This window comes from Pseudoxanthomonas suwonensis J47 (assembly GCF_000513955.1).
Taxonomy (GTDB): Bacteria; Pseudomonadota; Gammaproteobacteria; order Xanthomonadales; family Xanthomonadaceae; genus Pseudoxanthomonas; species Pseudoxanthomonas suwonensis_C.
The window spans coordinates 39,574-49,471 of the sequence record NZ_KI911329.1 but is presented as its reverse complement, the minus strand read 5'-3'; the positions used below and the strand labels follow the sequence as shown (position 1 = coordinate 49,471).

Below are 9,898 nucleotides of genomic sequence, written 5' to 3'. Positions count from 1 at the left end.
GCTGTTGCTTTTGGGCGTCCCACGGATCGGTTCGAAGCCAACGGCGTTGGGAATCGTGCACCGTGGCGATCCGGCCTCGTATCGGCCCCGGCCCCTCTCCCGGAGGAGAGGGGGAACTGGCATCAGCCGTTCCCGGCGCCTTCGTCAGCTGCCGGCGCGCCGCGGCCCCGGTGCGCCTCGCGCAGGGCCATGCCCAGCAGCAGGCCGCAGCCGGCGGCGTAGAGGCTGGTGGTGGTCTGGTGCGCGAACATCGACTGGGTCAGGCCGCAGAGCATGAACATCGCCACCATCATCGCCCCGGCCGCCGCCGAACCACGCAGCGGCCCCTGCCACTGGCCGCCACGCAGGCGCAGGCGCAGGAACAGGTACAGCGGCACCCCATAGAGCAGCGCCAGCGCCAACAGGCCAGGCAGGCCCATCGTCGCCGCCCACTCGGCCACGTCGTTGTGCGCATGCCCGTAGTGGCAGCGCTGCGCCTTCCGGCCTTCCTCGCCGCGGCACTCCGGCAGGCGCTGCATCGCCCGGTCGAAGCCGCCCACGCCGACCCCCGTCCACGGGTTCTCGGCGAAAGCGCTGCCCGCGACCTGCAGCCGCTCCAGCCGCGCACCGGCGGAGGAATCGTGGTCGCCACGGTCCATGCGCTCGATGTCCTGGCGCAGTTCCACCAGGCGCATCTGCTCGGTCAGCGCAGGCACCGAGGACAGCAGCACCACCACTCCGGCCACCACCGCCCCCAGCACCAGGCTGCGGCTGCGCCGGTTCCGCCAGCCACTGCCCAGCACCAGCACCAGCAGCAGCAACAGCAGGCCCGGCCAGGCGCCGCGCGTGCCGCTGAGCAGGATCGCCAGCACGCCCACGACCAGGCCCAGGCCGGTCCACTGCCAGCTGCGCGGCGGCCGGCAGAACACCACCAGCACCATCAGCACCAGCACCACGTCGGCGAAGACGATCGCGTTGAGCCAGCCGCCCGGCCGCGCCTGCCCGCCCAGCACCTGGACCAGGGCCAGCACCGCCGCGGCCAGCAACCCGGCCAGCGCGCCGCGCCACAGCATCACCCGGGATGGCTGCAACGCCCAGGCCCAGGCCATCAGCCAGGGCATCGCCAGCCACCGGTCATGGCTGCGCAGGTCGGGCTCGGCGTCGAAGAGGCGGGAGGACGTGGCGACCACCGCCAGCACCAGCGCGACCATGCCGGCCACCAGGAACCAGGGCCAGCCGATCCGGCGCACCGCACCGCCGACGCGCAGCGGCACCAGCAGGGTCGAGAGCAGGAACAGGATGCCGGCGGGCAGCAGGCCCTTGGGCATGGCCAGGACCAGCGCGGCCAACGACCAGACCGCCACCCCCGCGCAGGCGCGCGCCCAGCGCAGTCGGATCGGGTCGGTGTTGTCGCCACTCATCAGGTGCATCCGCCATCCCAATCCGGCGCCGGGAAGCGGCGCATCTTGCGTGTCCCTTCCCGAACACGCGCTGACCCTTCAGTCAGTCTGCAATCTCGCGCGCTTGACCTGCAGCGGCACGTTCCAGTTCTTCGGCGCTCGGCACACATTCGCCGGTCACCGCCCCCGGCGGCACCAGCCACCAGCGGCGCCGGTTGGAGATCCCGGCCAGCTCGATCCGCTGCGGATCCAGGCAGGACTCCAGCGCGTCCTCCTGCACCAGCAGCCAGCGGTCGGGCGCCTGCGCCTGCCAGGCCGCGGCGGCACGCAACTGCTCGTCCCAGGGCACCTTGAAGCCGAAGTTGGCCGCGGGACGGTCGGCCATCAGCAGGTTCTGCTCCTTCCACGCGACCAGGCCCAGCTCGGCGTCCGGGCCGATCCGGGCGCCGGCGGCGGCCATCACCCCGCGCGCCGAACTGGCGTCGTTGAGGATCGGGTAGCCCACCAGACCGAACGCCACCCACAACCCGCCCAGGCCAGCGAACAGCACCACCACCGGCCGCCGCCACAGCGCCAGCAGCGCCGCGGTCGCCCAGGCGCCCATCGCCAGCAGCATCCACGCCGCCGCGCGGACGCCCGCCGGGTCCAGGCCGCGCTGTTCCTGCAGGCGCACCGCCATCGACCCGGCCTCGCGCAGGGTGGAGGCGCCAAGCCCCAGGAACAGCAGCGCCAGCAGCGCGGCCAGCGCCAGCACCACGGCGCGCGCGAAGCGGCGGCGCAGCAGCCCGGGCAGCAGCGGCGCCAACGCCAGGCACATCATCGGCAGCGCCGGCATGATGTAGACGTCGCGCTTGCCGTGCGGGATCGAGAAGAACACCACCAGCAGCAGCCACCACGCCAGCGGCAGCAGGTAGCGCGGATCGCGGCGGCGCAGGCGGCGGCGCCAGGCGCCGAGCGCCCAGGGCAACGCCAGCACCGGCGGGATCCACATCGTCGCCATCACCCCCAGGTGGTACCAGGCCGGCTGGTGGTGGTCCCAGGACTGCGAATAGCGCTTGGCGGTCTGCCGGAACAGGATGTCGTCGAGGTAGGCGCGGTACTCGGGCAGGTCGCGCGACAGCGCCACCGCCACCACCGGCAGCAGCCACAGCGATACCGCCACCAGGAACGCCAGCGGGCCCAGCCAGAAGCGCGGGTCGCGCGCGTGCACGCGCACCCGCGGCCAGCCGCGCACCGAGGCGATCGCCGCCGGCAGCAGCATCAGCAGCGCCAGCGCGCCCACGCCCTTGGTGATCGTGCCCAGCCCGGCGGCGAACCAGCCGATCGTCCACCAGCGCCAGTCGCCGCCCAGCAGCAGGTGGCGCAGCAGGAGGTAGTTGGCGAAGGTGATGAAGAAGGTGACCAGCGGGTCGATCTGCGCCTTCTTCGACTGCCAGGTGAACTGGAAGGCGAACAGCAGCGCCCACGCCGCGTACAGGCCGACCCGCCGGGTCCACAGCCGCCGGCCCAGGTCCTGCACGCACCACAGCGTGCCCAGCGCGGCCAGCAGCGAGGGCAGCAGGAACGCCACCCGCCAGTTGCCGAAGATCGTGAAGAACATGGCCTGCAGCCACATCAGCATCGGCGGCTTGTCCGAGTACAGCTCGATGCCGCGATGCGGGAACAGCCAGTCGCCGCTTTCCACCATCTGCTTGGCGACCAGGGCGAAGCGTGGCTCGTCGGCCGGCCAGGGATCGCGCAGGCCCAGCCCCGCGCCGAGCACGAGCAATGCGGTGATCCAGAACAGCCAGGTGTCGCGCGTGCGCGGGTCGAAAGTCGGCATGGCCCCGATCATAGCGACCGCTCAGTCGGACTTTTGTAGGCGTGCGTGGAAGAAGCCGTCCATGCCGTCCTCGCCGGGCAGGCGCTGGCGGCCCGGGCCGGCGGCATGGCCGAAGGATTCGGGCAGCGCCACGGCGCGCGCATCGGGCGTGCGTTCAAGGAAGGCGGCGACCTGGCGGGAATTCTCCTCGGCCAGGATCGAGCAGGTCGCATACAGCAGCACGCCGCCCGGACGCAGCATCGGCCAGGTGGCGTCGAGCAGGCGCGACTGCGCCTGCGCCAGCGCGGCGATGTCCTCCTCGCGCCGGTGCAGTAGGATGTCCGGCTGGCGCCGGACCACGCCGGTGGCCGAACACGGCGCGTCGAGCAGGATCGCGTCGAAGGTGAAGCCGTCCCACCACAGCGCCGGCAGGGTCGCGTCGGCGGCGCGCACCTGCACGTTGCCGCCGGCCACGCCGGAACGCCGCAGGTTCTCCTCGATCTTCGGCAGCCGGCGCGGATCCACGTCCAGCGCCAGCAGTTCCAGGGTGGGATCGCGTTCGAGCAGGTGCGCGGCCTTGCCGCCGGGTGCGGCGCAGGCATCGAGCACGCGCGCGCCGCGGTCCGGCGCCAGCGCGTCGGCGGCCTGCTGCGCCGAGCCGTCCTGGACCGAGACCAGGCCCTCGTCGAAACCCGGCAGCGCGGCGACCGGCACCGGCGCGTCCAGGCGCAGCGCGTCAGCCAGCTGCGGCACGGCGACCGCCTCGATGCCGGCGTCGTGCAGGCGCGCGAGGTATTCGTCGCGCGCCACCCGCTGGCGGTTCACCCGCAGCCACAGTGGCGCCGGTTCGGCGCTGGCCGCGAACACCGCGGCGGCCTGTTCCGGCCAGTCGCCTTCGATGCGGCGGCGCAGCCACTGCGGCCAGGCCCCGGCCGGGTCGGCCGGCGGGAAGCCTTCGCGCTGGGCGCGGCGCAGCAGCGCGTTGACCAGGCCGGCCTGGTGCGGACGGCCCATCGCGCGCGCCGCCTCGACGGTGGCGTCCAGCGCCGCGTGCGGCGGCAGCTGCAGCGCGTCCAGCTGGGCGCAGCCGGCCAGCAGCAGGGCCAGTAGCGGGCGGTCGGCCGGGCCGGGCGGCTTCTGCATCCAGCCCTGCACCGCCGGGCCGTAGCGGTAGCGGCCGCGCAGCGCGGCGAAGGCGATCGCCTCCAGCAGCGCGCGGTCGCGCGGGTCGGCCAGGCGCGGCAGTGCGGCGGACAGCTCGGATTTCAGCGAACGGCCGCGGTGCACGACCGCGTCGAGCACCTGCGCGGCGAGCACGCGCACCTCGACGCCCGGGGCCAGCGGCCGCCGTTCCTGCGGCGGGCGCGACGGGCGCGGACGGTGGGCGGGTGGACGCGGTCCGGCCATCGGTCAGCCGGCCCGGGCGAGGTCGCGACGGGCGTTGAGCCAGTCGGCGGCGGTGATCGCGCGGCCGCCGTCGCGCTGGACCACGCGCAGGCGCAGCACGCCTTCGCCGCAGGCGATGTCGATGCCGTCGCGGCTGGCGCCCAGCAGGGTGCCGGGGGCCGCGTCGTGGACCTGGTCCAGCGCCACGGCGCCATGGATGCGCAGGCGTTCGCCGGCCACCTGGCCTTCGGCCACCGGCCAGGGATTGAAGGCGCGCACGGTGCGGGCCAGCTCGGCCGCCGGGCGGCTCCAGTCCAGCCGCGCCTCGGCCTTGTCCAGCTTGTGCGCGTAGGTGACGCCTTCGGCCGGCTGCGGCTGCGGCACCGGCAGCAGGCCGGCGCGCAGCAGGCCGAGGCCGTCGGCCAGCACCTGCGCGCCGAGCTCGGCGAGGCGGTCGTGCAGCTGGCCGCCGGTCTCCTCGGCGCCGATCGCGGTGGCCTGCGAGAGCAGCACCGGGCCGGTGTCCAGGCCGGCTTCCATGCGCATCAGGCACACGCCGGTCTGGTCGTCGCCGGCCTGGATCGCGCGCTGGATCGGCGCGGCGCCGCGCCAGCGCGGCAGCAGCGAGGCGTGCACGTTCCAGCAGCCGTGGGTCGGGATCGCCAGGACGGCCTTGGGCAGGATCAGGCCGTAGGCCACCACCACCATGAGGTCCGGTTCCAGCGCGCGCAGCTGGTCCTGCGCGGCGGGGTCGCGCAGGGTCTCCGGCTGGAACACCGGGATGCCGCGGGCGATCGCCTCCAGCTTCACCGGCGACATCGCCACGCCGCGGCCGCGCCCGGCCGGGCGGTCCGGCTGGGTGTACACGGCGACCACTTCGTTGCGCTGCGCGGCGGCGCGCAGCGAGGGCACCGCGAATTCCGGGGTGCCGGCGAACACGATCCTCATCGGGTCAAACGCTCCAGGGGCCGCGCTGCGGGCATCGCGGCCGCAGGCCGGCGCGGGCGCCGGCAGGTTCGGACGGGAAACGGTGCGTGGCCATTACCGGCAGGCGCACCGCGGCAGATCAGGCGGCGTGCCTGCGCTGCTTGGCCAGCTTCTTGCGCACCATCTCGCGCTTGAGCGGCGAGAGGTAGTCGACGAACAGCTTGCCTTCGAGGTGGTCCATCTCGTGCTGGATGCACACCGCCAGCAGGCCGCCGGTGGTCAGCTCCTGCTCGCGGCCCTCGCGGTCCAGGTAGCGCACGGTGATGGTGTCGGCGCGGGTGACGTCGGCGAAGATGCCCGGCACCGACAGGCAGCCTTCCTGGTAGACCTGCTCGCCCTGGCGGTCCTGGATCTGCGGGTTGACGAAGACCATCGGCTGGTCCTTGCCCTCGCTGACGTCGATGACCATGAAGCGGTGGTGGGCGTCCACCTGGGTCGCCGCCAGGCCGATGCCCGGGGCGGCATACATGGTCTCGAACATGTCGTCGATCAGCCGCTGGAATTCCGGGGTCGCCAGCTGGGCCGGGTCCACCGGCGCGGCCACGGTCCGCAGGCGCGGATCGGGGAATTCGAGGATGGGGAGCTGGGCCATGGGGATACTCCGGGGATGGGGGGCCAGGGCAAACCGGCCGGCCGTCGCAATTCTAGCGCGGAAGCTTGCGCCAAGGCCTGAATCCTAGGCTATAGTCCGCCAACCTGTTGGGGAATCAGGCGGATCGCAACCATGCTCACTCGCCTTCGGACGGTGCTCGCCGTCGCGATGCTGACCGTCGCCACGTACGCCACCGCGGTGGAAACGCGCGGCTCCCACCCGGAAACCTACGTCGTTGTCAGGGGCGACACGCTCTGGGACATCGCCGGACGTTTCCTCGGCAAGCCCTGGCTCTGGCCGGAAATCTGGCAGGCCAATCCGCAGGTCGCCAACCCGCACCTGATCTACCCCGGCGACGTGCTCAGCCTGGCCTACCTGGACCGCGTGGCGGTGCAGCCCGGTCCGCGCGAGGAGGCCCCGATCGGCGCCATCCCGCTGTCGGACATCGAGCCGTTCCTGAAGAACCTGCGCGTGGCCGATTCCTTCGAGCACCTGCCCTACGTGGTCGGCTTCGAGGACAACCGCCTGCGCGGCAGCGCCGGCCAGGCCGCCTACATCAAGGGCCTGGCGGGGGCGCAGGCCGGCCAGCGCTACGCGGTGCTGCGCCCGACCGTGCAGTTCGGCCACCCGCGCCCGACCCGCGACCTGCAGGCCAACGGCCGCCCGCTGGCGCTGGACGGCGCCCTGTGGCGCGAATACCTGCCGCCGAACGACCGCAGCGCCTTCCTCGGTTACGAGCTGGCCCAGGTCAACGTCGGCACCATCACCGGCGTGCCCTCGGGCGACGTCGAGGTCGCCACCCTGCAGCTGGAGGACAGCGGCCGCGAGGTGCGCGCCGGCGACCGCCTGGTCCCGGTGGAGCCGCAGCCGTACGACCTGCAGTTCTTCCCGCACGCCCCGGCCGGGCTGCCGGCCGACGTGCGCGTGCTGGCAGTGGCAGATTCGTTCACCGCCGCCGGTCCGCGCGACGTGGTCGCGCTGTCGGCCGGCCGCCTCGACGGCATCGACAACGGCACCGTGGTCTCGCTGTGGCGCCAGGGCCGCCACGTCAACGACCGCGTCACCGGGCGCGCCACCTCGCGCCAGGACGACCGCTTCAGCGGCGCCGGCGTGGTCCTGCCGGACGAGTACGCGGCCCACGCCATGGTGTTCCGCACCTTCGACAAGGTCAGCTACGCGCTGGTCATGGACGGGGTGAAGCCGGTCCGCGTCGGCTACGAGGCGCTGCATCCGGACGCGCAGTAAGCGCGGCGGTTTCCTACAGCAGCACGCGACGGCGCCCTAGGGCGCCGTCGTCGTTTCCGGGGCAGCATGCGCGGCATGGATGCCCCCTCCCCTGCGCTGGACGGACCCGAAGCGCTGCTGCGGCGCGTGCTGGCCCTGGCCGCCCCGACCCGGCCAGGCGCCGGTCCCCGCGACGGCGACACCGCCGGGCGGGAGGTGCCGGCCCAGCGCCTCGAAGACGCCCTGCGCTGGCTCGACCAGCCCGGCCACCACCTGCTCGGCCGCGATGATCCGCGCTACCCGCCGCTGCTGCACGAGACCGCCGGCGCGCCGCTGGCGCTGTTCGTCGACGGCGACCCGGACCTGCTGTGGCAGCCTTCGCTGGCGATCGTCGGCAGCCGCGGCGCCAGCGCCGGCGGCCGTGAGCATGCCCGCGCCTTCGCCACCGCGCTGTGCGGCGCCGGCATCGCGGTTGCCAGCGGCATGGCCGCCGGGATCGACGCGGCCGCGCACGAAGGCGCCCTGGCCGCACCGGGCGGGCGGACCATCGCCGTACTCGGCACCGGCCCGGACCTGGCCTACCCGCCACACCTGGCCGGCCTGCGCGACCGCATTGCCGCCACCGGCGCGGTGGTCAGCGAACACCCGCCCGGCACGCCGGGGCGGCCATGGCACTTCCCGGCGCGCAACCGGATCATCGCCGGCCTGTCGCTGGGCACCCTCGTGGTGGAGGCGGCGCTGCGTTCAGGCGCGCTGATCACCGCCCGCCAGGCGGCCGAGGCCGGGCGCGAGGTCTTCGCCATCCCCGGCTCGATCCACCACCCGCTGGCCCGCGGCTGCCACCGGCTGATCCGCGACGGCGCCCAGCTGGTCGAACACCCGGACGAGGTGCTGGCCGGGATCGCCCCGCTGGCCGGCCGCCTGGCCCTGTCGCTGGCCGCCCCGGAACCGCCCCGCGCCCGCATTCATACGGGTCATGACAGGCTCAGGAAGAGGCGTCGCGCCGGCGCCACCGACCACGACAGGTTGTGGAACGCACTGGGCCACGACCCCATCCCTATGGATGTCCTGGTCGAGCGGACCGGATTGACGCCCGCCGCCCTGTCCCCCATGCTGCTGGCCATGGAACTGGACGGGCGGGTGGTGGTCGAACATGGCCGCTACTCGCGCAGCTCCGCCGGCGGCAGGCCCGCCGGGCGCTGCGGCTGAACACGAACGTCGGCAGCGGCGGTTCCCCACCCCCACGGCGCTCCTTGCGGGGCGCAGGCCGAGGGCAATGAAAGAAAGCATTCTGGACGTACTGCTCTACCTCTTCGAACACTACATCGGCGACGATGCGGACAGCCTCCGCGACCGCGATCCCTTGCAACAGGGCCTGATCGAGGCCGGTTTCAGCCCCAGCGAGATCAGCAAGGCCTTCGACTGGCTCGACGGCCTGGCGCAGCAGCGCCCGGCGGGCGGCGAGGCGCGCGTGAACGGCCCGGTGCGGGTCTACCACGGCCCCGAACTCGACCGCCTCGACGTCGACTGCCGCGGCTTCCTCCTGTTCCTCGAGCAGCAGGGCGTGCTCGACGCCGGCCAGCGCGAGCTGGTGCTGGACCGCGCCATGGCCCTGGACCAGGACGAGCTGGACCTGGACGACCTGAAGTGGGTGGTGCTGATGGTCCTGTTCAACCAGCCTGGCGCCGAAGCGGCCTACGCCTGGATGGAAACGCAGATGTTCGGCGAGGAGCCGGAACCGGTGCACTGAGCACCACGCGAACAGCCCGCAACGACGGAAGCCGGCGCAAGCCGGCTTCCTTGCGTCAGGGGCTTCGGTTAAGTTTCACACCTGCTTGGGGGATCGAATGAATCACTGGTATTACGCCGACGCCGGCGGGCACCGCCATGGCCCGGTGACGGCGGACGGGCTGCGCGCGCTGGCCATGCGCGGGACGGTCGGGCCGCAGACGCTGGTATGGCGCGAGGGCGAGGCGCAGTGGCGCCCGCTGCACGACTTCGCCACGACGCTTGGACTGCCGCCGCCGATGCCGGCGACGCCGGCCGCGCCGCAGCCGGCGCCGCGCGGGCTGTCCGGTTGCGCCATCGCCGCCCTGGTCGGCGTCGCCGGCGTGGTCCTGCTGGGGGTGCTGGGCATCCTCGCGGCGGTCGCGCTGCCGGCCTACAACGATTACGTCCTGCGCTCGCAGGCCACCCAGGCGATCCTCGAAGCCGGCATGCACAAGGGCGCGGTGGTCGCCTTCATGGAGGCCAACGGGCGCTGCCCGGGCAACGACGACGAAGGCTTCGAAAGCGCCGGAAGCTACGCCGGCGCGCACCTGGCCTCGATCCGCTTCGGCCAGTTCGAGGAAAGCACCCTGTGCGGCCTGTCCGCCGAGATTTCCGCACCGGGCAAGGACCAGCTCGACGGCCAGCCGGTCTGGCTGGAATACAACCCGGCGGTGGATACCTGGATGTGCTCTTCCGCCGTCGAGGACCGCTACCTGCCCCACGACTGCCGCGGCTGACACCGGGGCCCCTGGCCGCCAC

At 73.3% G+C, this 9,898-nt stretch carries 9 protein-coding genes; 4 read left to right on the top strand and 5 right to left on the bottom strand.

From position 1 onward, the window contains the following. Positions 1 to 122: 122 nt before the first annotated feature. The 5 genes from M503_RS16495 to def form a co-directional block, all read right to left on the bottom strand. Positions 123 to 1,400, bottom strand: coding sequence for an O-antigen ligase family protein (locus tag M503_RS16495; RefSeq protein ID WP_155952067.1), 1,278 nt, complete (start codon positions 1,398 to 1,400; stop codon positions 123 to 125). A gap of 82 nt (positions 1,401 to 1,482) precedes the next feature. Continuing rightward, positions 1,483 to 3,201, bottom strand: a complete 1,719-nt coding sequence (locus M503_RS0112860; RefSeq protein ID WP_028919952.1) for an ArnT family glycosyltransferase — start codon at positions 3,199 to 3,201, stop codon at positions 1,483 to 1,485. Between the two features lie 21 nt (positions 3,202 to 3,222). Beyond that, positions 3,223 to 4,587, bottom strand: coding sequence for a 16S rRNA (cytosine(967)-C(5))-methyltransferase RsmB (rsmB, locus tag M503_RS0112855; RefSeq protein WP_081721045.1), 1,365 nt, complete (start codon positions 4,585 to 4,587; stop codon positions 3,223 to 3,225). A gap of 3 nt (positions 4,588 to 4,590) precedes the next feature. Continuing rightward, positions 4,591 to 5,514: a methionyl-tRNA formyltransferase gene (gene fmt / locus M503_RS0112850; RefSeq protein ID WP_024869865.1), complete on the bottom strand. Its 924-nt coding sequence runs from the start codon at positions 5,512 to 5,514 to the stop codon at positions 4,591 to 4,593. A 118-nt stretch (positions 5,515 to 5,632) separates the two neighbouring features. Then, positions 5,633 to 6,145 (bottom strand): peptide deformylase, encoded by a 513-nt coding sequence (gene def, locus M503_RS0112845; protein WP_028919950.1) that lies wholly within the window; start codon positions 6,143 to 6,145, stop codon positions 5,633 to 5,635. A 132-nt stretch (positions 6,146 to 6,277) separates the two neighbouring features. Between def and M503_RS0112840 the strand changes: the two genes are divergently transcribed. The 4 genes from M503_RS0112840 (at position 6,278) to M503_RS0112825 (ending at position 9,876) form a co-directional block, all read left to right on the top strand. Then, positions 6,278 to 7,390: a LysM peptidoglycan-binding domain-containing protein gene (locus M503_RS0112840; RefSeq protein ID WP_028919949.1), complete on the top strand. Its 1,113-nt coding sequence runs from the start codon at positions 6,278 to 6,280 to the stop codon at positions 7,388 to 7,390. Positions 7,391 to 7,465: 75 nt separating this feature from the next. Then, positions 7,466 to 8,578: a DNA-processing protein DprA gene (gene dprA, locus M503_RS16490; protein WP_231472373.1), complete on the top strand. Its 1,113-nt coding sequence runs from the start codon at positions 7,466 to 7,468 to the stop codon at positions 8,576 to 8,578. Between the two features lie 67 nt (positions 8,579 to 8,645). Next, positions 8,646 to 9,119 carry a DUF494 family protein gene (locus M503_RS0112830; RefSeq protein ID WP_028918477.1) on the top strand — a complete coding sequence of 158 codons (474 nt, stop codon included), beginning with the start codon at positions 8,646 to 8,648 and terminating at the stop codon, positions 9,117 to 9,119. Between the two features lie 97 nt (positions 9,120 to 9,216). Further along, a complete protein-coding gene (locus tag M503_RS0112825; protein ID WP_028919948.1) occupies positions 9,217 to 9,876 on the top strand; it encodes a GYF domain-containing protein in 660 nt (219 codons plus the stop codon). Positions 9,877 to 9,898 lie beyond the last annotated feature (22 nt).

Coding starts and splice junctions, on each gene's coding strand:
- fmt (WP_024869865.1), bottom strand. CDS start 5,514: ATGAGGATCGTGTTCGCCGGCACCCCGGAATTCGCGGTGCCCTCGCTG.
- M503_RS0112825 (WP_028919948.1), top strand. CDS start 9,217: ATGAATCACTGGTATTACGCCGACGCCGGCGGGCACCGCCATGGCCCG.
- def (WP_028919950.1), bottom strand. CDS start 6,145: ATGGCCCAGCTCCCCATCCTCGAATTCCCCGATCCGCGCCTGCGGACC.
- M503_RS0112830 (WP_028918477.1), top strand. CDS start 8,646: ATGAAAGAAAGCATTCTGGACGTACTGCTCTACCTCTTCGAACACTAC.
- M503_RS0112860 (WP_028919952.1), bottom strand. CDS start 3,201: ATGCCGACTTTCGACCCGCGCACGCGCGACACCTGGCTGTTCTGGATC.
- M503_RS0112840 (WP_028919949.1), top strand. CDS start 6,278: ATGCTCACTCGCCTTCGGACGGTGCTCGCCGTCGCGATGCTGACCGTC.
- dprA (WP_231472373.1), top strand. CDS start 7,466: ATGGATGCCCCCTCCCCTGCGCTGGACGGACCCGAAGCGCTGCTGCGG.
- M503_RS16495 (WP_155952067.1), bottom strand. CDS start 1,400: ATGAGTGGCGACAACACCGACCCGATCCGACTGCGCTGGGCGCGCGCC.
- rsmB (WP_081721045.1), bottom strand. CDS start 4,587: ATGGCCGGACCGCGTCCACCCGCCCACCGTCCGCGCCCGTCGCGCCCG.